19 protein-coding genes and 1 pseudogene are annotated in these 20,868 nt (G+C 73.4%); 10 read left to right on the top strand and 10 right to left on the bottom strand.

Going from position 1 to position 20,868, the window contains the following annotated elements; translation table 11 throughout:
• Position 1: 1 nt before the first annotated feature.
• Positions 2 to 394: a winged helix-turn-helix transcriptional regulator gene (locus tag ACIBBF_RS06525; protein WP_397411690.1), complete on the top strand. Its 393-nt coding sequence runs from the start codon at positions 2 to 4 to the stop codon at positions 392 to 394.
• Between the two features lie 17 nt (positions 395 to 411).
• On the opposite strand, the gene ACIBBF_RS06520 is transcribed toward ACIBBF_RS06525, so the two are convergent.
• Positions 412 to 1,488, bottom strand: coding sequence for a LacI family DNA-binding transcriptional regulator (locus tag ACIBBF_RS06520; protein ID WP_397411688.1), 1,077 nt, complete (start codon positions 1,486 to 1,488; stop codon positions 412 to 414).
• Positions 1,489 to 1,690: 202 nt separating this feature from the next.
• Between ACIBBF_RS06520 and ACIBBF_RS06515 the strand changes: the two genes are divergently transcribed.
• From ACIBBF_RS06515 to ACIBBF_RS06505, 3 genes are all read left to right on the top strand, one after another.
• Positions 1,691 to 3,046: an ABC transporter substrate-binding protein gene (locus ACIBBF_RS06515; RefSeq protein ID WP_397411686.1), complete on the top strand. Its 1,356-nt coding sequence runs from the start codon at positions 1,691 to 1,693 to the stop codon at positions 3,044 to 3,046.
• Between the two features lie 65 nt (positions 3,047 to 3,111).
• Positions 3,112 to 4,020 carry a carbohydrate ABC transporter permease gene (locus tag ACIBBF_RS06510; RefSeq protein WP_397411778.1) on the top strand — a complete coding sequence of 303 codons (909 nt, stop codon included), beginning with the start codon at positions 3,112 to 3,114 and terminating at the stop codon, positions 4,018 to 4,020.
• Entirely contained in the window at positions 4,017 to 4,841 is an 825-nt protein-coding gene (locus ACIBBF_RS06505) for a carbohydrate ABC transporter permease (protein WP_397411684.1), read from the top strand. The genes ACIBBF_RS06510 and ACIBBF_RS06505 overlap by 4 nt, the downstream gene beginning before the upstream one ends.
• 66 nt (positions 4,842 to 4,907) lie before the next feature.
• Here the strand turns inward: ACIBBF_RS06505 and ACIBBF_RS06500 are convergent, their stop codons facing one another.
• Positions 4,908 to 6,242 (bottom strand): hypothetical protein, encoded by a 1,335-nt coding sequence (locus tag ACIBBF_RS06500; RefSeq protein WP_397411683.1) that lies wholly within the window; start codon positions 6,240 to 6,242, stop codon positions 4,908 to 4,910.
• A 153-nt stretch (positions 6,243 to 6,395) separates the two neighbouring features.
• On the opposite strand from ACIBBF_RS06500, the gene ACIBBF_RS06495 reads away from it, so the two are divergent.
• Together ACIBBF_RS06495 and ACIBBF_RS06490 are read left to right on the top strand one after the other, a co-directional pair.
• On the top strand, positions 6,396 to 6,578 hold the full coding sequence (locus ACIBBF_RS06495; protein ID WP_397411681.1) for a hypothetical protein: 183 nt from the start codon (positions 6,396 to 6,398) through the stop codon (positions 6,576 to 6,578).
• A gap of 331 nt (positions 6,579 to 6,909) precedes the next feature.
• Entirely contained in the window at positions 6,910 to 8,085 is a 1,176-nt protein-coding gene (locus ACIBBF_RS06490; RefSeq protein ID WP_397411679.1) for a glycoside hydrolase family 76 protein, read from the top strand.
• A 61-nt stretch (positions 8,086 to 8,146) separates the two neighbouring features.
• On the opposite strand, the gene ACIBBF_RS06485 is transcribed toward ACIBBF_RS06490, so the two are convergent.
• Complete coding sequence (locus ACIBBF_RS06485) at positions 8,147 to 8,743, bottom strand: TetR/AcrR family transcriptional regulator (protein WP_397411677.1); 597 nt, start codon at positions 8,741 to 8,743, stop codon at positions 8,147 to 8,149.
• A 91-nt stretch (positions 8,744 to 8,834) separates the two neighbouring features.
• On the opposite strand from ACIBBF_RS06485, the gene ACIBBF_RS06480 reads away from it, so the two are divergent.
• Complete coding sequence (locus ACIBBF_RS06480) at positions 8,835 to 9,797, top strand: alpha/beta fold hydrolase (protein WP_397411675.1); 963 nt, start codon at positions 8,835 to 8,837, stop codon at positions 9,795 to 9,797.
• 51 nt (positions 9,798 to 9,848) lie between these two features.
• On the opposite strand, the gene ACIBBF_RS06475 is transcribed toward ACIBBF_RS06480, so the two are convergent.
• On the bottom strand, positions 9,849 to 10,466 hold the full coding sequence (locus tag ACIBBF_RS06475) for a TetR/AcrR family transcriptional regulator (protein WP_397411673.1): 618 nt from the start codon (positions 10,464 to 10,466) through the stop codon (positions 9,849 to 9,851).
• A gap of 152 nt (positions 10,467 to 10,618) precedes the next feature.
• On the opposite strand from ACIBBF_RS06475, the gene ACIBBF_RS06470 reads away from it, so the two are divergent.
• Positions 10,619 to 11,434 (top strand): SDR family NAD(P)-dependent oxidoreductase, encoded by an 816-nt coding sequence (locus ACIBBF_RS06470; RefSeq protein ID WP_397411671.1) that lies wholly within the window; start codon positions 10,619 to 10,621, stop codon positions 11,432 to 11,434.
• Complete coding sequence (locus ACIBBF_RS06465) at positions 11,431 to 12,357, top strand: NADP-dependent oxidoreductase (RefSeq protein WP_397411669.1); 927 nt, start codon at positions 11,431 to 11,433, stop codon at positions 12,355 to 12,357. Before ACIBBF_RS06470 ends, ACIBBF_RS06465 begins: the two co-directional genes overlap by 4 nt.
• A 25-nt stretch (positions 12,358 to 12,382) precedes the next feature.
• Here ACIBBF_RS06465 and ACIBBF_RS06460 read toward each other — a convergent pair whose 3' ends face one another.
• Genes ACIBBF_RS06460 through ACIBBF_RS06440 form a run of 5 tightly spaced genes read right to left on the bottom strand, consistent with a single transcriptional unit; the run spans position 12,383 to position 17,609 of the window.
• A complete protein-coding gene (locus tag ACIBBF_RS06460; protein ID WP_397411667.1) occupies positions 12,383 to 13,471 on the bottom strand; it encodes an LLM class flavin-dependent oxidoreductase in 1,089 nt (362 codons plus the stop codon).
• 1 nt (position 13,472) lies between these two features.
• Positions 13,473 to 14,831: an LLM class flavin-dependent oxidoreductase gene (locus ACIBBF_RS06455; RefSeq protein WP_397411665.1), complete on the bottom strand. Its 1,359-nt coding sequence runs from the start codon at positions 14,829 to 14,831 to the stop codon at positions 13,473 to 13,475.
• Complete coding sequence (locus ACIBBF_RS06450) at positions 14,828 to 15,646, bottom strand: ABC transporter ATP-binding protein (RefSeq protein ID WP_397411663.1); 819 nt, start codon at positions 15,644 to 15,646, stop codon at positions 14,828 to 14,830. Before ACIBBF_RS06450 ends, ACIBBF_RS06455 begins: the two co-directional genes overlap by 4 nt.
• Positions 15,622 to 16,476 (bottom strand): ABC transporter permease, encoded by an 855-nt coding sequence (locus tag ACIBBF_RS06445; protein WP_397411661.1) that lies wholly within the window; start codon positions 16,474 to 16,476, stop codon positions 15,622 to 15,624. The genes ACIBBF_RS06450 and ACIBBF_RS06445 overlap by 25 nt, the downstream gene beginning before the upstream one ends.
• Positions 16,473 to 17,609: an ABC transporter substrate-binding protein gene (locus ACIBBF_RS06440; protein WP_397411659.1), complete on the bottom strand. Its 1,137-nt coding sequence runs from the start codon at positions 17,607 to 17,609 to the stop codon at positions 16,473 to 16,475. The genes ACIBBF_RS06445 and ACIBBF_RS06440 overlap by 4 nt, the downstream gene beginning before the upstream one ends.
• A 194-nt stretch (positions 17,610 to 17,803) precedes the next feature.
• Between ACIBBF_RS06440 and ACIBBF_RS06435 the strand changes: the two are divergent.
• Positions 17,804 to 18,244, top strand: a pseudogene (locus tag ACIBBF_RS06435) (ATP-binding protein); the annotation flags it as partial.
• Between the two features lie 1,630 nt (positions 18,245 to 19,874).
• On the opposite strand, the gene ACIBBF_RS06430 reads toward ACIBBF_RS06435, so the two are convergent.
• Positions 19,875 to 20,777, bottom strand: a complete 903-nt coding sequence (locus ACIBBF_RS06430; RefSeq protein WP_397411657.1) for a MurR/RpiR family transcriptional regulator — start codon at positions 20,775 to 20,777, stop codon at positions 19,875 to 19,877.
• Between the last annotated feature and the right edge of the window lie 91 nt (positions 20,778 to 20,868).

Here is a 20,868-nt window from a genome sequence, read left to right as displayed (position 1 = left end):
GGTGGTGACGACGAGTGGTGCGGGCACCGGTCGGGGGGACCTGTTCGACCCGGCCTGCCCGACCCGGCAGCTCCTGGACCGCGTGGGCTCCAAGTGGACCGTGATGATCGTCAAGCTGCTCGCCGAGGACGGCGGCCGGGAGCTGCGGTTCGCCGAGCTCGACCGCCTCATGCCGGGGGTGTCGCACAAGATGCTGTCGCAGACGCTCCGGTCGCTCGGCGCGGACGGACTGGTGGCGCGCCGGGTCGAGGACGCCGTGCCGCCGCGCGTGTTCTACGCGCTCACGCCGCTGGGCCGCTCGTTGTCGGGGCCGCTGGAGGTGCTGCGTGAGTGGGCGGAGGAGCACATCGCCGAGATCGACCGGGCGCGGACGGCGACGTCGCGCTCGTCCTGAGAGGAGACGGCCAGGGGTCAGGCACCCGCCGCCCGCGGGGCGGCGACCGACCCTCGTGCCCGCAGGGGCATCGGCAGGCGGTGGACGACGGGAGCGGCCGTGGCGGGGGCGGCGTCGTTCCCCTGGGCCACCAGCTCCAGCAGCAGCTCGACGGCGCGTCGCCCGAGAGCGCGGTGGGGGAGCGCGAAGGTGGTGAGCCCGGGCCTGAGCCACCCGGCGACGGAGGCGTCGTCGAACGAGACGACGGAGACGTCGTCGGGGATGGTCAGGCCGGCCTCCTGGGCGGCCTGGTACGCGCCGAACGCGAGGCGGTCGTTGAAGCAGATGAGCGCGCGCGGCGGGCCGCCGCCTCCGGCGACGATCCGCTGGAACGCGTCCCAGCCCTGCTGCGGGAGCCACGCGGGATCCTCGTACCCGGAGCTGGGCCGGACGCCGGCGGCCTCCAGGGCGCCCAGGATCCCGGTGAGCCGCTGGTGGGCGGCCACGGACACCGCGGGCCAGTCGTCCGCTCCCGGGCCGGCGCCGATCAGGTGGATCTCCCGGTGGCCCGCGTCGAGGAGGAGCTGGGCGGCCTCACGCCCGGCCCGCTCCTCGTCCGGCACGACGCTCGGGACCCTCGCCCCGGCCGGGGCGACGAGATTGAGCAGGACGGCGGGGATGCGGTCCACGTCCTCGGGCAGGGGCCGGGACCGGGTGAACATCGAGGCCAGGATGATCCCGTCGACCTGCCGGTCGAGCATCGCCTCGACGAGCTTGGCCTCCTCGGCCGGCTTGCCGCCGGTCTCGCCGATGAAGAGCATGAACCCCTGCTCCCGGCCGGCCTCGATCGCGCCCTTGATCATGTCGCCGGCGAGGCGGGAGGACGCCACGCTGTCGGACACGAACCCGAGCGTCCTGGTGGTGCCCTTGCGCAGCCCGACCGACACGGCGTTCGGCCGGTAGCCCAGGTCCTGGGCCGCGGCACGCACTCGTGCGTGCACCGCCTCGGAGATCCGCAGCTGGCGACCACGACCCGTCATGACCAGCGAGGCCGTCGACGACGACACCCCCGCTGCCCGCGCGACGTCGGCGAGCGTGACCCGCTTGTGTCCCACGGCCCTCCTCCCGTCGCCTGAATAGTAGCCAGACCGGCGGCCCTGCCGGTGCCGCGCCCGTCCGAGGATCGCCCGCCCGACACTTGACAGGTTCGAGCGACCGCGCCCATATTTGGCGATGCTAAGTCGGTTTAGCAATCCAGGCAAGGAAGCTCTGGAGCCCGAGCAGAGGGAGATGACGGTGTCTCGTCGACGAGGAAGCATGCGCACACGGCTGGCGGCCGTGCCCGTTCTGGGACTGACCACCGCACTGGTGCTGTCCGCCTGCACGCCACCCGGGGGCAGCACCTCCGAGGAGCCCGGCGGGGCCGCGCCGTCCGGGCAGACCGCCGCCGGTGCGCCCACCTGCGGCTCGCAGGACGTCACGCTCGACTCGTACATCGAGACGGGCTTCCCGCTGTTCAAGGCGCTCGCGGACGAGTTCACGGCACAGCACCCGAACGTCACCTTCGAGATCCGCGAGGACCAGTTCGCGGTGCTCACCCAGAACGCGCCCCGCGTCCTGGCGGACGACCCGCCGGACCTCATGCGGCTGCCCCAGGTGTCCGAGCTGGCCGCGGACGGCCTGCTGCTGGACCTCGACGGCTACGCGCAGGCGCTCGGCTGGGACCGGTGGCCGTCCTCCCAGCTCGAGCAGATGCGGGTCGACGACGAGGGACGACGTGGGGACGGCCCGCTGTACGCCATGGGGCTCAACTTCTCGATGACCGGTGTGTTCTACAACAAGGACCTCGCGGCGCAGATCGGCATGGACGAGCCCCCGGCCACGCTCGCCGAGCTCGACGCACTCATGCAGGCGGCCAAGGACGCCGACCTGACTCCCGCCGCCCAGTTCAACGGCGGTGCCACCGGCGGCCTCGCCTTCCCGCTCCAGGGCCTCATGGCGTCCTACGGCGACCCCGCGGAGATCAACTCGTGGATCTACCAGCAGCCGGGCGCGACGATCGACACCCCGGCCGGCCGTGAGGCGGCCGAGCACCTGCAGCGCTGGATCGACGCCGGCTACTTCGCCGAGGACATCAATTCGATGGACTACGCCACGATGATGAGCCGGTTCATCGACGGCCGCAGCGTCTTCATGTTCAACGGCGACTGGGAGTCCGGAAACCTCGACGAGCAGATGCCCGGCCAGGTCGGCTTCTTTCTCGTGCCGCCCGTCGAGGAGGACGGCGGGATCGGCGCCATGTCCGCCCCGCTGACCTACGGCATCTCGGCCCGGGCGGAGCACCCGGACTGCGCGGCGTTCTTCCTGGACTGGATCGCCACGAACGACGAGGCGCGCACGATCGCCGTCGAGGTCGGCGGCTCGCACCCGATGGGCCCCACCGACGCCTTCATGCCCGAGGTCGACCCCGACACCGTCACCGCGCAGACGCTCCAGGCGGGCGCCGCCGTGGGCGAGAACAACGGCGCGATGGACTTCATCGCCAACGCGACCGGCTCCATCTACGCCAAGAGCTGGACGCCGAACCTCCAGAAGCTGGTCGCCGGCGAGCAGGACCCGGCCGGACTGCTCGGCTCCGTCCAGTCGGACTACGAGAGCCAGATCGGCGGCTAGGCCACACCATGACGCACTCAGCGCACGCCGGCCTCGCGCCGGACCGCCGCGCGGCCGGACCCGTCATGCCGCCGGTCAGCAGGCGTCGCGCCGGCCGGACGCGGCGCCGGCGCCAGGCCGGCACGGCCCTGCTGCTCCTCGTGCCCGCCGCGGTGGCCTACGGCATGTTCGTGATCCGCCCGATCCTCACCACGATGCAGTACTCGTTCTACGACTGGAACGGCATCTCGCCGTCGACCTGGGTGGGCCTGCAGAACTACACCCGCATCCTGACCGACCCGGAGTTGTTCGGGCCGATCCTGCACGCGTTCGAGCTCATCGTGTACTTCAGCCTCGTTCCCGTCTGCCTGGGACTGCTCGCCGCTGCGACCATCCGCAAGTTCGCGACCAGCCGGGTCGCCGTGGTGGCGCGCGTGATCCTCTTCCTGCCCCAGGTCATCCCGCTCGTGGCGGCGGGCATCATGTGGACCTGGCTCCTGTCCACCGACGGCCTCGTGAACCAGCTCCTGCGCCTGGTCGGGCTCGGGTCGGTCGCCCGCGCCTGGCTCGGTGACTTCGACACCGCGCTGCCCGCCGTCGGCCTCATCGGGGCCTGGGTCTCGCTCGGGCTGTGCATGGTCCTGCTGCTGGCGGGGATGACCAAGATCGACCCGGCGCTGTACGAGGCCGCACGGCTCGACGGCGCCGGAGCGGTGCGCGAGTTCTTCGCCATCACCCTGCCCAGCGTGCGCCAGGAGCTCGCGGTGTGCCTGACCGTGACCGTGATCAGCGCCCTGGCGAGCTTCGACATCATCTACATCTCCACCCAGGGCGGGCCGGGCAACAGCACCCTCGTACCCGGCCTGGAGATCTACTACCTGGCCTTCTTCGAGCGCGAGGTCGGCCAGGCCTCGGCGCTCGCGGTCGTCCTGATGGTCCTCGTCCTCGCGGTCGTGCTGCCGCTCCAGCGGGTCACCCGCGGGAGGGAGTCATGATCACCTCGGCACGCGAGAAGCTGACCGGCCGCATCTTGCTGGTCCTGCTCATGGCGTTCACGATCGTGCCCTTCGTGAGCCTGTTCATCACCGCGCTGCACGAACCGGGCACGTACCCGGGAGGGCTCGCACTGCCGGAGACCCCCTACTGGGGGAACTTCGTCACGGCGTTCCAATCGGCCGACATGGCGGACATGCTCGTCTCCAGCGTGCTCATCGAGCTGGGCGTCGTGCCCGTCGCGCTCCTGATCGGCACCCTGGCCGGGTTCTCGCTCGGGCACCTGCGTCCACCGGGACACCGGGCGATCTTCATCGCCTTCCTCCTGGGGCTCACGCTGCCGTTCGAGGGCGTCGTGGTACCGCTCTACTACCAGATCCGCGACCTGGGCCTGCTGAACACGCGCTGGGCGATCATCCTGCCGCTCATCGGCCTCTACATGCCGTTCGCGGTGATGTGGATGCGGGCGCACTTCGTCAACATGCCCGAGGACCTGTCCGAGGCCGCGCGCCTCGACGGCGCCTCGACATGGCAGCTCTTCACGCGGATCCACGTGCCCCTGTCGATGCCCGCGCTGTCCTCGCTGGCGATCCTGCTGTTCCTGTGGACGTGGAACCAGTTCCTCCTGGCCATCGTGCTCGTCGACGACCCGACCAAGCGCACGATGGCCGGCGCGCTCGGCGCCTTCCAGGGCCAGTGGGGGACCGACATCCCGCTGCTGTGCGCGGGGTCCCTGCTGATCCTGACGCCGACGCTGGCGGTCTTCCTGGTGTTCCAGCGGCACTTCGTGGCGGCGCTCATGCAGGGCGCGGTCAAGGGCTGACCCGACGTGACCGGCCGGCGCCCGTCGCGGGGCGCCGGCCACTGCCTTCTCAGCCGACGCCCGGCGTCACGACCGCTTGCGCTGGGCGAGCAACCACTGGAGCGTCTCCGGGTCCTCCAGTGTCGGAGCGGCGGCGAGGTGCCGGTCCGGCAGCGAGAACGCGTCGTCCCCGTACTCGGTCCACCGGGCGAGGTGGGCGATGCGCTTCTGGCTCAGCCCGCGGGCCTCGTACGCCGCGACGAGACGGTCGTACGACGCCCGCGCGTTCGCGACCGGCAGCAGGTGGTCACCGGTGCCGTGGGTGATCCACATCGGTACCTCGGCCGCCGCGATCGGCGCGAGCTCGTCGGCGTCCGCGGGGAAGCCTCCGGTGAGCAGTCCGCCGGCAAACAGGTCCGGTCGCGTCGAGAACGCCTCCCACATGAGCTGCGAGCCGTACGAGACCGAGGTCGCGTACACGCGCCGTCGGTCCACCGCGAGGCGGGACGTGAGGTCCTCGACCAGCTCGACGACCTGCGCGCCTTCGACGGTCTTGCCGACGCGCCGGTTCTGCGGGGCGACGACGATCACGTCCTCGTGCGTCCTGGTCCACTCGCGCTGGTTCCACGCCAGGGCGAGCATGTCCGAGGCGAGCTGGACGCCGCGGTTCTGCCCGTCGTAGCCCATACCGTGGCCGGGCAGCGCGACGACGAGCGGGTACCGCTTGCGCGGGTCGTAGCGGTCGGGCAGGCGGTAGTCGTAGAGGAGCTCACCGGTCTCGGTCTCCAGCGACCCGCTGCGGAACTGGTCGACCTCACGGTCGATCGGCTCCTCGGTGATCCGGTGCGCGGTCTGCGGCGCGGCGGCCGAGACCACGGTGCCGCGCGGGCCTATGACGTCCGCGAGCTGGGTGACCTGGGTGAGCTGGTCGGGGTTGACGCGCACCGAGCACAGGAACGTGGGGCACAGCGAGGTGATGACGGTCCAGCCGCCGTTCGGGTCGTCGGCCAGCTCGAGCACCACGTAGCGCCCGGGCCGGCGGGGCCGGTCGGTGTCGAGCAGCCGCGCGGGGTCGTCCGTCGTGTAGACGTCTGCGATCCGCCGGTCCACGAGGTTTCCGAGCTCGGACGCCGGGTCGAAGCGGAAGTTGTACCCGGAGTCCTCCACACGGAACGCCGACGGGGTGAGCCTCCTGCCGTCGACCCTCGTCGGGTACTCGACGACGACCTTGGTCACCTGCTGGCCGAACGAACCCACCTCCGTCACGGGTGTGACGCCCAGGACCTCGTGCCGGGCGCTCCGGTCCGCCGTCGGGGGTGCGGCGGCTTGTGCCGCGGTGGCCCCGCCCAGCACGAGGACGGCGGCCAGCACTGCTGCCAGGGGCCGGGTTCGAGGGTGGACGCGACGGTGTGATGCGCGCATGCGGGTCTCCTTCGACGGCGCGGGAACGGTGCACACTGACGGTCGGGCGACTGTGCTAGACCGATTGAGCAAGGCTAGCGTCCGCGATCTCGACCGGGAAGGGGGCGCTCGCTCAGACCGGCTCCCGGGTCACCTGCCGATAGAGTCCCCGCCGTGAGCTACGGGTGGAACGACATCATCACGTCGGTGCACGAGGGCGCGAACGGACCCTGGACGTGTCCGGAGTGCGACGAGTTCGCCGTCGAGCTGGGGCAGCGGTTCGTGCGCCGCGGTGTCGTCGAGTCGACGCTGCTCTGCCTCGCCTGCCAGGCGGGGGCCGACGCGCCCGCCCCGTAGCGCCTCAGGGGCCGCCGGCCAGGTGGTGTCGTTGACCGGGCAGGTCAGGGCACCTAGGCTGGCGGCCGGTTGGCGAGGGCGTCTGCAGGACCGGGTCGAAGAAGACTTCGCGGGGCTGCGTCCGACCACCGCACCGTCCGCGGCCGAGCACGTGGCCGACGGGATCGCCGGGACTCCCGGTGTGGCACAGGGAACTGAGCACGTGGATGTCTGCACGTCGGGATGACAGCGCTGACATCCACCGCTGCGGGGATGTGGGGCTCGTGCCGAGCACCACCGGAGGGCCGAGCACCACCGAACGACCGAGCACCACCGAACGAAGGAGCGAACGATGAGGTTCACCAGAGCTGCCGCCACGGTCGTCGCGGTGGCCTGCGCGCTGGGGGCGGCGACCCCTGCCGGCGCGCAGGCCACCGCCGCGACGTCGCAGCGCACGCAGGTGCAGCGGGCCATCGCGTCGTACGACGCGATGCAGGAGTACATGGCCGCGGACGCCGGCACCGGCCTCTACCGCGAGCGGTACCCGAGCGGTGCCGAGGACCGGACCTACTCGTTCGAGTGGCCGCACTCCCAGGCGCACGTCGCGACGCTCGACCTCACCGGCCTGGCCGGGCCGCTGGGGCGGTCGTTCGAGGACGACCTCGCGGACGTCGCCCGCGGGCAGGAGCACTTCTGGAACGCCGACGGCGGCACCACGGGGCTGCCCGGCTACGACTCGTACCCTCGCGCCCCGTACGGCGGTGGCGGCGACATGTTCTACGACGACAACGAGTGGGTCGCGCTCGCCAAGGTGCAGCAGCACCTGGCGACCGGCGACGAGGCGGCGCTGGCACGCGCCGAGGAGATCTTCGACCTCGTCGTCTCGGGGTGGGACACCGATCCGTCCCACCCGGCGCCCGGAGGTGTGTTCTGGACCCAGGCCACGTGGAGCACCGACCGGAACACCGTCTCCACGATGCCCGGCGCCCAGCTCGCCACCCGGCTGTACATGATCACGGGGGAGCGGCACTACCTCGACTGGGCGCTGCGGATGGTGGGGTGGACCGACGAGCACCTGCTGGCGCCGAACGGCCTCTACTGGGACAACATCAAGCTCGACGGGTCCGTCGACCGCACGCAGTGGTCGTACAACCAGGGTGTCCCGGTGGGCACCTACACCCTGCTCTACGAGGCGACGGGCGACGAGCGGTACCTGGACAAGGCCAAGGCGATCGCGGCGGCGTCCTACCGCTACTACGTCACCGAGGGGCGGCTGGACGGCCAGCCGATGTTCTTCAACTCCATCTGGTTCAAGAACCTCCTGCTGCTGGAGTCCGTGACCGGCGGCACGACGTACCGCAACGCCATGGCGGACTACGCCGACCACCAGTGGCGCACGGAGCGGGAACGCGCGACCGGGCTGTTCAACGCCGGGGACGAGCACACCGAGCTGCTGGAGCAGGCGGCCATGGTGCAGATCTACGCCACCCTGGCGTGGCCGCGCGAGCAGGCGTCCATCCTGTACTGACGCGCTGCTGAGCGCGCACGGTCATCGCGGAGGCCCCTCGGCGGCGTCGTCGCCGAGGGGCCTACCTCTGCCCGGCGGCGTCGAGGGCATGGGCCAGGGTGGCGACGGCGACGTCGGCGACGGACCGCAGCTGCCGGGCGGGCACCTCCGCGCGGCTCAGCACGGCCAGCGACTGGTTGACCGCCGCCAGGTGCAGGGCGAGCCGGTCCGCCTCCTGGGGGTCGAGCCGCGTGTGCGCGAGGGCTGCGCGCAGGCGGTCACGCTGTGCGCCCAGGGCCTGTGTGGTGCGCCGGGCCATCCCCGGGGGAAGGGCGGGGGCCGCCATCGTGGACTGCGCCACGAGGCAGCCGGTGGGCAGGGCTGGATCGGCGATGCGGTCGAGCGTGACGTCGTAGAACCTGGCCACCGCGTCGAGAGGGCTGTCGGCAGCGGTCGCCAGCGCGCGGTCGTACCGCTCGCCGTAGCGCTGCGCGTACCGCTCCAGGCAGCTCAGGAAGAGCTGGCTCTTGTCGCCGAACGTGGCGTAGAGCGAGCTGCGGTTGAGCCCGGTGGCGGTGGTGAGGTCCCCGAGGGACGTCTCGGCGTAGCCCTGGCGCCAGAAGGTGAGCATCGCCTGCTCGAGCGCGGCGTCGACGTCGAACTGCTTCCTGCCGACCATGGTCGGGTCCTCTCTGGCGGTCCGTCCGCGCCGGGTGCGGCGCGTCCGATACATGTTGGACCAATCGGTTCAAGATGGCTACCGTGTGTTCGTGACGACTCTACGAACGCCCTCCGCGGTCCCGGAGGCGGCGGCGTCCGGCGCGTCCCCGACGCCGACCACCGTGGCTGATGTGCCCCATGACGACGTGCCCGGGTTCCGGCACCGGACGCTCGACGTCGAGGGAGTGCGGCTGCACCTCGTGGACGGGGGAGACCCGACGGCGCCCGCGATCGTGCTGCTCGCCGGCTTCCCGCAGACCTGGTACGCGTGGCACAAGGTCATGACCGACCTGGTCCGGACGTACCGCGTCATCGCCTTCGACCTGCCGGGCCAGGGCCACTCCGGCCGCCCGGTCGACGGCTACGACACCGGGACGGTCGCGTCGCGCATCCGGTCGGCCGTGCACGAGCTCGGCCTGACGCGCTACTGGCTCGTGGCGCACGACGTGGGCGCGTGGGTCGCCGCCCCCTACGCGCTGCGCGGCGACGGGACCGCGCTCCTCGGCGTCGTGCTGATGGACGCGGGGATCCCCGGCGTGAGCCTCCCGGAGGCCGTTCCGCTCGACGAGCGGGCGGCCAAGCTCGCCCACTTCGCGTTCCATGCCGTGCCCGACCTTCCCGAGACGCTCATCGCCGGCCGGGAGCGCGAGTACGTGGAGTGGTTCCTCACCCGCAAGTCGGCCGTCCCCGGGACGTTCGGCGTGCAGGACGTGGCTCGTTATGCGCGGCTCCTGGCCGCCGACGGCGGTCTGCGGGCCGTCCTCGCGTACTACCGCGCGATCACGCTGTCCGCCGCGCAGAACCGCGAGCTCGCGGAGCGCGGGCAGGTCCGCGTCCCGCTGCTGGCCGTCTCTGGCGAGCAGGGCTCGATCCCGGACATGGCGGCGGCCCTGCGCCCGATCGCCGCCGACGTCACGGGGGTCCGCATCAGCGGCTCCGGCCACTTCATCCCCGACGAGCAGCCGGAGCTGCTGCTCGAGGCGCTGCACGGCTTCTTCTCCCGGTGGGCCTGACGCCGGCGTCTCAGGCTCGGCCTGTCCCTGGCGCCGGGCGTGATGCCGGCGTCAGGGACCGTCGGGGCTGGTTCCGCGCAACCCGCTGAGCGCCGCGTCGATCGCTGCGGTGGCAGCTGCGGGATCCGCACCCGTGCGCGCGAGCAGCGACGTTCCCTCGGCCAGGACGAGAAGGAGCTGCGCCTGCGCCTCGGGGCTGGACGCTGCGGTCACCTCGCCACGGCTCTGGGCGGCGCGCAGAGCCTCCGACACGTGCTGCACGAATCGGTCGAACGACTGTCTGACGATCGCCGTCGCCTCCGCGTCGTAGGGCACGAGCTCGACCGCGGTGTTGCCCATCATGCAGCCGTGGGGAGCGCCGGGATCGTCGGCCGCGCCGCCGAGCTGCGCCGGCATGACCAGGAGCTCGCGCAGGGCGGGCAGCAGCGGCACGCTGGCCAGTGCGGTCTCCAGGGCTCGTTCGTACTCCGCCCAGTACAGCTTCACGGCTTCGAGGTAGAGCAGCCGCTTGTCGCCGAACGCCGCGTAGAGGCTGCCACGCTCCACGTCGAGGCCGTCCACCAGGTCCTGGATGGACGTGCCCCCGTAGCCCGACGCCCAGAAGATGCCGCGCGCACGGTCCACCGCCACCGCCGTGTCGAACCCGCGCGGTCGTCCCGTCCTTGCCATGGGCCCAGGCTACGACATCTTGACTGCTCGTCCAAGAAGTCCTACGTTAATTCTGGAACGCCCGCACGGAAGTCGTGACACGGCTGGGCAGTCGCAGGCCGGGCGGGCAGGACGGCGTGTGCCACGGGGCACCGCCCAGGACAGGAGACGAGATGAAAGACCTTCGTGCGTACGGCTCGTACGCTGTCGTGACCGGGGCGTCCTCGGGCATCGGGGCGGAGTTCGCGCGCCAGCTGGCCGCCGCCGGGCTCGACCTGGTGCTGGTGGCCCGTCGCCGCGACCGCCTCGCGGCGCTGGCCGCCGAGCTCGCCGACCGGCACGGCACCGCCAGCAGAGTCGTGGTGCTCGACCTCCTCGACGACGGCGCGGTGGCGGAACTGCGGGCCGCCGTCGCCGACCTGGACGTCGGCATGGTCGTGGCGAACGCCGGTACGTCGGTACCGGGCGTCCTCACGGAGCACTCGCTGGCCGACGAGCTCGACGTGCTCACGCTCAACGGCACGGTGACCCTGCAGCTCGCCCACGGCTTCGGACAGGACTTCGTCCGCCGCGGCCGCGGCGCGGTCGTGCTCCTGTCGTCGATGATCGCTGCGGTCCCGGTGCCGTACCAGGCCAACTTCGCGGCCGTGAAGGCCTACGTGTCGTCGCTCGGGCAGGCGCTGAACCACGAGCTCAAGCGGGACGGCGTCGACGTGCTCGTCCTGTCTCCCGGCCAGACCCGGACCGAGGGCCTGGACAACACCCCCGGGATCGACTTCGACAGGCTCGTGGGCCGGAAGATGGACCCGTCCCGGGTGGTCCGCGCTGCCCTGGACGGGCTCGGCCGGCGTGCCCACGTGGTCCCGGGCGTCGTCAACAACGTCGCGGACCTCATGAGCAGGTACCTCATGCCCCGTCGCCTGTCGGTGCGGATGTACGGCAGGTTGATCGGGGGAGCGCTCGTCGGCGACGCCCGGAGCGTCGCATGAGCCGCGCCGTCGTCCGGGAGGGGTTCGGTGGTCCCGAGGTGCTCCACGTGCGCGACGTCGCGGAACCGCACGCGGGTCGTGGCGAGGTGCGCGTCAGGGTCCGGGCCGTCGGGCTCAACCCGCTGGACTGGCAGCTCGCGTCGGCGCCCGGCCTGGCGGCGGCGTTCGGCGTCCCGACCCCGAGCGGGTTCGGGTGCGACCTCGCCGGGGTGGTCGACGAGGTCGGGCCCGGTGTCGCAGGGTTCGCGGCGGGGGACCGCGTGTACGGCGGGGTCCTGGCCCGCGCCGCTGCCGACCACCTGGTCCTCCCGGTGCCGCTGCCTGCCCCCGACGTCCTGTTCCACACCCCGGACGGCATCGGCGACGACACGGCCGCCGCGCTGCCCACACCCGGGCTGACCGCCGTCGCGGCCGTGGACGCGGTCCGTCCGCGCCCCGGTGACATCGTCCTGATCGGTGGCGCCGCGGGCGGCGTAGGTGTCCTGGCGGCTCAGATCGCCAGGCTCCGGGGGGCGACGGTGCTCGGCACGGCCTCTCCGGGGACCTTCGACTTCCTGCGGGGCCTGGGCGTGGTACCCGTGGCGTACGGCCCTGGCCTTGCCGACCGGGCGACTGCGCTGGCCCCCGGCGGGGTCTCGGCGGCGATCGACCTGTTCGGTACCGAGACCGTCGATGCGGCGCTGACGCTCGGCGTGCCGCCGGACCGGATCTCGTCGGTCGCGGGCGGCCCCACGCCGGCCGGCGTGCACGCCACGGGCGCCCATGCCGCCGACCCCCGCGCCCTCGAGCAGATCACCGACGCGATCCTCGCCGGCACGGTCACCGTGCCGATCGCGGAGTCGTTCTCCATCGATCAGGTCCGTGACGCCGTGGCCCGGCAGGCTGAGCGGCACACCCACGGCAAGATCGTCGTGCGTCCCTGACCGTGCCGGACGACCTCGTGCCGGATCACCCCGTGGGTGCCTCGCCCCGGAGCAGGGGCACCAGCTCGCGGCCCTGCCGTTCGATCTCGGGCAGGTACGGGGTGTCCGACAGCACGAAGTGGGTCACGCCGAGCCGCTCGTACCGCCGCAGCGCCGCCGCGACCTCCTGCGCCGTCCCGACCAGCCAGGTGGTCCCGGCCCCGCCACCTCCGGCGCGTCCTGGCGCCGTGTAGAGGATGTCGTCCAGGACGTCGCCCCGCTCCGCCAGCTCCAGCAGCCGGCGCTGCCCGACGGCGGAGGCGCGGCCCCACGCGCGACCACCGGGCTGCTCGTGGTCCGCCTGTGCGGCGAGCTGCGCCACCTTCGCCTCGGCGTCGGCCCATGCCTGGTCGGTCGTGTCCCGCACGAACGTGGTGATGCGCAGGCCGAACTCCAGCGGCGGGTGCTCCCGGCCCAGCTCCGCCTCCAGGGTGCGCAGGCGGTCGATCCGCTCCGCGATGCCGTCCAGCGGCTCGCCCCAGAAGAGCTGCACGTCCGCCTCCGTGGCGGCGACTCGCTCGGCCGCCGCCGACGCCCCGCCGAAGTAGAGCCTCGGGTGGGGCCGCCCCGCCCGGGCCACCGGGCGCAGGTCGAGCGTGGAGTCCGTGACCTGGAAGTGCTCGCCCGTGTAGGTGACCGACTCCTGCGTCCACAGCCGCCGCACGATCTGGAGGAACTCCTTGGTGCGCGCGTACCGGTGCGCCTGGTCGCCCTCGGCGTCGCCGTACGCGGCCAGGTGGTCCTGGCCCGAGACGATGTTGATCCGCACCCGTCCGCCCGAGAGATGGTCCAGCGTGGCCGCCGACGACGCCAGGTGGGCCGGGCGCCAGTAGCCCGGCCGGACGGCGATCAGCGGTTCGAACGTCGTGGTCCGGGCGGCCAGGGCCGTGGCAACGGTGAACGTGTCCGGGCGGCCCCAGCTGGTGCCGAGCAGCGCACCGTCCCAACCGTGCTTCTCGAGGCGTGCCGCGTGCTCGGTCAGGGTGTCCAGGCTGTTGTGCCCGTGGGTGGCGTCGTCACCGCGGTGGCCGGGGTAGGTCTGGTTGGGGATGTACCAGAGGATGTCGTCGGCCACGTCAGGCTCCCGTCGTCGTGCCGGCTGTCGCGTACCGGTTGGCAGGCCGTTCCAGCCCGTAGTGCTCACGCAGCGTGGTGCCCTCGTACTCGGTGCGGAACAGCCCGCGCTCGCGCAGCACGGGCACCACGTGGGTGGTGAACTGCTCCAGCCCGGACGGCAGCGCGGCCGGCATGATGTTGAACCCGTCGGCGGCCTCGGCGTCGTACCAGTCCTGGAGGGTGTCGGCGACCTGCTCCGGGGTGCCCGCGAAGGTGCGGTGACCGCGGCCGCCGCCGAGCCGGCCGATGAGCTGGCGGACCGTGAGCCGTTCGCGCCGCGCGAGCCCCACGACGAGCGTGTAGCGGCTCTTGGCGCCCTCGATCTCGTCCTCGTCGGGCAGGTCGGCCGGCAGCTCGCGGTCCAGCGGGAGGTCCTCGGGCGCCAGCCGCAGCGTGCGGGCGAGCTGCCGCCGCGCGTACTCGGGGAGGATCAGCTCGTCGAGCTCACGCTCCTTGGCGCGGGCCTCGGCCTCGGTCGCGCCGATCACCGGCACGATGCCGGGCAGGACGCGGACGCCGTCGGCGTCCCGGCCTGCCGCGACGACGCGCGCCTTGAGGTCCCGGTAGAACGCCTGGGCGTCGCCGAGCGTCTGGTGCGCGGTGAAGACGGCCTCTGCGTACCGGGCCGCCAGGTCCTTGCCGTCCTGCGACGACCCGGCCTGCACGATCAGTGGCCGGCCCTGCGGCGACCGCGGGACGTTGAGCGCCCCGGCGACCGAGAAGTACCGGCCCACGTGCTGCGGCGGGTGGATCTTGGCGTTGTCGGCCCAGACGCCCGCCGCCTTGTCGGCGACGATGGCGTCGTCCTCCCACGAGTCCCAGAGCTTGAGGGCCACCTCCAGGAACTCCGCCGCGCGCGCGTAGCGCTCGGCGTGCGCGGGCTGGTCGTCCAGCCCGAAGTTCCGGGCGATGTCCGGGCCGGCGGTCGTGACCACGTTCCAGCCCACGCGGCCCGCGGACACGTGGTCGATCGACGCGAACCGCCGCGCCAGGTTGTAGGGCGAGTTATACGTGGTCGACGCCGTCGCGACGAGCCCGATCCGCTCGGTGGCCGCCGCGAGGGCGGTGAGCACGATGAGCGGGTCGAGCGTGCCCGACGGGCGCCGTCCGACGTCGCCCTGCAGCCCCGGCCCGTCGGCGAAGAAGATCGAGTCGAGCCGTCCCGCCTCGGCGATCTGCGCGAGCCGGCGCAGGTGGGCGATGTCGTGGCCGGTGGCGTCGGGTCCGGTCTCCGGGAGGCGCCAGGACGCCTCGTGGTGGCCGCTGCTCATGAGGAACGCGTTGAGGTGGAGCCGTCCGGGGCGGTGGTTCGCGGTCATGGGGTGTCCTCTCGGTCCAGGCCGAGCGCGCCGAGCAGCTCGGCCCGCAGGGTGCGGTGCGGTCCCTGGTCGACGTCGTCGGCCGGGGCGGGGTGCGGAGCGGTGTGCGGAGCGGTGCGCGGGCCGGCGGGCGGGGTGCGGCGCTCCAGCACGATCCGTCCCTGGTCGAGGACGACCACGCGGTCGGCCAGCACGATCGCCTCGTCGACGTCATGGGTGACCATCAGCACCGTGGGCCGGTGCCGCCGCAGCAGGTCGCGCAGCAGGTCGTGCATGCGCAGCCGGGTCAGGGCGTCCAGCGCGCCGAACGGCTCGTCGGCGAGCAGGAGCTCCGGGCTGCGGGCCAGTGACCTCGCCAACGACACGCGCTGCTGCTCGCCACCGGACAGCTCGTTGGGCCAGGCCCGCTCCCGCCCGGCGAGCCCCACCTCGGCCAGCGCCGCGCGGCCGGCGTCGCGGGCCCGGGCCGGCGGGGCCTCGTGGCCGAGCACGACGTTGTCGAGCACCCGTGCCCAGGGCAGCAGCCGCGAGTCCTGGAAGACGACCGAGACGTTGCGGGGCACCTGGACCTCGCCCGATCCCCGGACGTCGTGGTCGAGCCCTGCGAGCGCCCGCAGCAGCGTGCTCTTGCCGGACCCGGACCGGCCGAGGATCGCGACGAACTCACCCTCGGCGATCTCCAGGTCGAGCCCGTCGAGCACACCGGCGGGCGTCCCGTAGGTCCGTACCAGGTCGCGCACGACGACGGCGGGGTGCCTCGCCCCGGTGGGCCGCCCGGCCACGGCCGCGCTCAGTCCTCCAGCGTGCGTCGCCATGTCAGCGCCCTCCTCTGCAGCAGGCGGACGCTCCAGTCCGCGGTGTAGCCCAGGACGCCGTAGACCACGAGGCCCACCACGATGACCTCGGTCTGCCCGTAGGTGCGCGCGAGCTCCATCATGTAGCCGATGCCGGCGGTGCCGTTGACCTGCTCGACCACGACGAGCGCGAGCAGCGAGCCCGTCACCGCGAAGCGCAGCCCGAGCAGGAAGCCGGGCAGCGCGCCGGGCAGGACGACGCGCGTGACGAACTGCCGGCGCCCCAGGCGGAGGGTCTCGGCGAGCTCGACGTACCGCTTGTCGATGGACCGCAGCCCGTTGTGGGTGTGGATGTAGACGGGGATGAACACGCCGAGCGCGATCGTGACGACCTTCATCTCCTCGCCGATGCCGAACCACAGGATGAGCAGCGGCAGCAGGGCCAGGTTCGGGACGGCGCGCTTGACCTGGATCGGACCGTCCAGCAGCGCCTCACCGGCGCGGCTCAGGCCAGAGACCAGCGCCAGGACGACGCCCGCCAGCACTCCCCAGAGCAGGCCCTGCGCGGCCCGGGCCAGCGAGACGCCGAGGTTCTCCAGCAGGTTGCCGTCGACCGCGAGGCCGACGCCGGTGGTCACGACCGTCCACGGGGCCGACAGCACCCGCGGGTCGACCAGACCGGTGGCCGAGCCGACGGCCCAGACCGCCAGGAGCAGTGCGACGCCTGAGCCCGCGGCCAGGGGGACCGGCGTGCGCAGGCCGAGCCGGCGGACCTGCGGGCGGACGTCGGCCGCGGGCCCGCCCGCCGCACGAGGCACGGTGGCCCGGCCGGCCTGGACCACGGCGGTCATGACGCGCTCCAGGCCTGCTCGGCGGACTCCCCGGCGACGGGCCCGAACCGCTCGTCGAAGAGATCGGCGGCCCGCAGCTCCGGCCGGTCGAGCTCGGCGGCGAGCAGGTCGATCGTGTCCTGGGTGCGCTCGATGCCAGCCGTGAGGTCGGACGGCACCTCGGGCCGCGCCGCCGTGTCCACGAGGTACTGAGCGTCGTCCTCGGTCAGCCCCTGGTCCTCGATGTAGTACTTCTCCTTCCAGATGTCGGGGTGCTCGTAGATCCAGACCCGCGCCTGGGCCCACGCGGCGACGTACTGGCGCAGCGCGGCCGCCTTGGCGGGGTCGCGCACCACGTCGGTGGGGCCGTAGAGGTGGCTGGGGTCGTCCCGCAGACCGTGGCGCAGGGACGTCGCGCCGTCGGCGGCGTACTTGTCGAGGTAGCGCAGCAGCGCGGTGCCGCCGACGGGGGCCACGTCGATCTCGCCCGCGGCCAGCGCGGTGGGATACACGTCGCCGGTGGACGGGAGCTCCACCAGCTCGACGTCGTCCTGGTCGAGGCCGGCCGACCGCAGGGCCTTCAGCACGAGCGCGCCCTGGGCCTGCCCGGGGCTGAACGCGATGCGCCTGCCGCGCAGGTCCGACAGGTCGTCGAGCTCGACACCGGGAGCGCCGGCGAGCTCGTAGACGGGGTGATCCGCCCAGTCCTCCCGGTACTGGGAGGCGTAGACCTGCACGTCGAGACCGGTCCAGGCCGCGTGGATCGGCGGGATCTCGGCGACGGAGCCGATGTCGAGGACACCCGCGTTGAACGCCTCGACCGTCTGCGGGCCGCCGGAGATGTTGGCCCACTCGATCTCGAAGTCGAAGTCCGAGTCGATCTCGTCGCCGGCCAGCTCGAACGCCTTCTGCGTCGTGGGGTCGCCGATCGCGAGCGTGGTGCCCGGGGGGACCTCGGTGGGCAGCTCGGCGTCGAGGGAGAGGGTTCCGGCGGCGTCGTCGTCCGCCTGCGCGCCGACGGCGCAGCCCGAGGCGAGCAGCACCAGGGCCGCCACGGTGGCGGTCACGGTGGCGGTGAGGGCGCCCCGGCTCGTGGCCGAGGCACCGGGGTGGTGGGGTATCGGGGCGTCCGATCGCTGGTGTGGTGCGGTCATGGCGAGCTCCTCGCGTCGTGGCCGGTTCTCCTGGCGAGGGCGAGGTATAGGCGCGAGTTCCCGGCCTGACCAGAGCCTGGGCGATTGCTCTCACTATTCGGACATCGGCGGCGCAGGGCCGGGTGGTGGACCACGCCTCCCGCGGTCGCCGCCCTCGGCGTCGACCAGTCCGCGGCGGCCGATAACCTACGCACATGCGAACGTCGGCGGCACCCGCACGCCGGCCGCTGGTCGGCCGCGAGACGGAGCGACGACGGCTCGACGAGCTGATCGACGCGGCGGGAGCCGGGCGGGGCGGGACCCTCGTGCTGCGCGGCGAGGCAGGCATCGGCAAGAGCGCCCTGCTCGAGCACGCCGGCCGGACGGCCGCGGGATCCCGCGTGCTCCGGGTCTCCGGGGTGCAGCACGAGGCCGGGCTGCCCTTCGCCGCGCTGCACCAGCTCTGCCACCCCCTGCTCGGCCACCTGTCCGAGCTGCCCGCGCCGCACCGCGAAGCGCTCGCGGGTGCCTTCGGCCTCGGCACGGCGCCGCCGGACCCGTTCCACGTCGGCCTGGCCGCGCTCGGCCTCCTGTCGGCCGCCGCCGGCCGGCAGCCCCTGCTGTGCCTGGTCGACGACGCCCAGTGGCTCGACGCGGACTCCTCCCGCGCGCTCACGTTCGTCGCACGGAGGATCTCCGCCGAGCCCGTCACGCTCGTCCTCGCCGTACGCCTGCCCGAGGAGCCGACCGGGCTGGGCGTGCTGCCCGGCCTCGACGTCGGCCCGCTCGGTGACGCCGACGCGACGGCTCTGCTCACGACGCTGAGCCACGAGGTGCTCGACGAACGCGTCCGTGACCGGCTCCTGGTCGAGGCCCGCGGCAACCCGCTCGCACTCCTCACGCTGCCCCGTGCCGGCGGGTTCGCACCGCCCGACGGCGCCACCGCCCGCAGCCGCGTCGAACGGAGCTACGCGGCATCGCTCGCCCGCCTCCCGGACGACGCCCGGATGCTCCTGACGATCGCCGCGGCCGACCCGACCGGTGACCCCGCACTGCTGTGGCCCGCCGCCGAGGCCCACGGCCTCGATGTCGAGACCGCCGCCGACGCCGCTGCCGCCACCGGGCTGGTGGAGCTCGGCACCCGCGTCCGCTTCCACCACCCCCTGGCCCGCGCCGTCGCCTACGACACGGCAGAGCCGGCCCGACGACGGCTGGCACACCGCCTCCTCGCCGACGTCACCGACGCCGGCACCGACCCGGACCGCCACGCCTGGCACGGAGCGCAGGCGGCCGTGGCACCCGACGCCGGGCTCGCCGCCGCCCTGGAACGTTCCGCCTCCCGGGCGCGGACCCGGGGCGGCGTCGCGGCCACCGCTGCGTTCCTCGAGCGAGCGGCCGAGCTGACCCCGGAACCCGGCCCCCGCACCGTCCGCACGCTGGCCGCGGTGGCCGCACAGCTCGACGCGGGTGCACCGGACCGCGCCGCGGAGCTGCTGGGCACCATCGACGACCGCCACCTGGACGAGTCCCGACGCGCCGAGACAGACCTGATGCGCGGCCGGATCGCGCTCGCCCGAGTGGGCGACGGGGACGGGACCGCACACATGCTGCGCGCCGCCACCCGCCTCGCGGCCGTCGACCCCGCACGGTCGCGCGCGAGCTACCTGGACGCCCTGGAGACGAGCCTGCTCGTCGGCCGGGCCGGCGGGGCGACCGACCGGGTGCTGCGCGCCGCGCAGGCGACGTCGGCACCGGCCCGGCAGCCCGACGTGCTGGACGCCCTGGCCGTCCTGGCCCGGGAGGGCCACCGGGCCGCCGTCCCGCTGCTGCGCGAGGCGTTCGACGGTGCCGACGGGGCGCTCTGGACCCGGCACCCGGCGCTCGCGGTCGTGCTCGCCTCCGAGCTGTGGGACCCGGGACTGCACACCACGATCGTCGAGTGGCTCCTGAAGAACGGCCGCACGTCCGGGGCGCCCCTCGTCCTGCGGCTCGGCCTCGCCCAGGCGGCCTCCGGGGCCGCCCTGGCCGGTGACCTGGACCGGGCGGGGGGGGGGGGGGGGGGGGGGGGGGGGGGGGGGGGGGGGCGCCCCCCGCGCCCCCCCCCCCCCCCCCCCCCCCGGCCCGCGCCCGGCGGGGGGGGGGGGGCCCCGGGGGGCTACGCTCCGCGGGGGGGGGCGGGGGGGGGGCCCCCCCCGGGGGGGGGGCCGCCCGCCCCCCCCCCCGCGGGGGGCCCCCCCCCCCCGGGGGGGCCCCGCCCCCCCCACCGTTCTGTTCTCGGCGACGTGGTCAGACGGCGGCCGGGCGGTCCAGCTTGGCGGCGCCGACGTGGAGCTGCGGGTCGCGGACGGCCTCGTAGGTGGCGCGGATCGCGGCCGAGGACCGGTCGTACGTGCGCTGGGCGACGCGGACGAACAGGTAGTCCACCACGGTGAGCTGCGCGATGCGGCTGGACATGGCGCCCACCCGGAACTGCGTCTCGCGTGCCGTGGTGGCCAGCACCACGTCGGACACCAGGCCGATCGGGGCGTCGGGGAAGTTGGTGATGGCTGCCGTCAGCGCGCCGCGCCGGCGCGCGATCTCCAGGGCCTGGTTGGTCTCGCGCGTCTGGCCCGAGTGCGAGACGGCCACGGCGACGTTGCCCGGCTCGAGCAGCGCCGAGGAGGCCAGCTGCTGGTGCGGGTCGGGGGAGCTGAACACGAAGACGCCGATGCGCTGCAGCTTCATCGCCAGGTCCGCGGCGGCGAGGTTGGAGGAGCCCACGCCGTACACGTCGACCCGCTTGGCCTCCGAGATGGCCACGGCCACGCGCTCGATCGCCGCGGTGTCGATCATGCGGGCCGTCTCCTCGATGGTCCGCGCCTCGTGGAACGCGATCTTGGAGACGACGGCCTCGATGTCGTCGGTCTGGTTGATCTCGCCCTCGGCGATACCGGACCGCTCCATCTCCACCTCGCGCCGGCTGGTCGCCTGCGCCAGGTCGATCCGGAACTCGGGGTAGCCCGCGTAGCCGACGGCGCGGCAGAACCGCACCACGGTGGCCTGTGACGTGTCGGCGTGACCGGCGAGCTCGGTGATGGTCGAGGCGACGACCGTGTTCGGGTCGTCGAGCACCGTCTGCGCCACACGCGCCTCCGCTGGGCGCAGCGTCGGCAGTGCGCGCCTGAGTCGGACGAGAACGTCACCTGTCATGTCGCATCTCCCGCAGATCGGGTGGTAGGCCTAGGGCTCGGAACATACACCCGTACCGGGGATTCGGGCACAACGGGGTGTGAAGGAGGCA

Source organism: Promicromonospora sp. NPDC050880, assembly GCF_044456525.1.
Classification (GTDB): Bacteria; Actinomycetota; Actinomycetes; order Actinomycetales; family Cellulomonadaceae; genus Promicromonospora.
The sequence above is the reverse complement of the archived record's forward strand: the minus strand, read 5'-3'. Positions and strand labels throughout refer to the sequence as shown.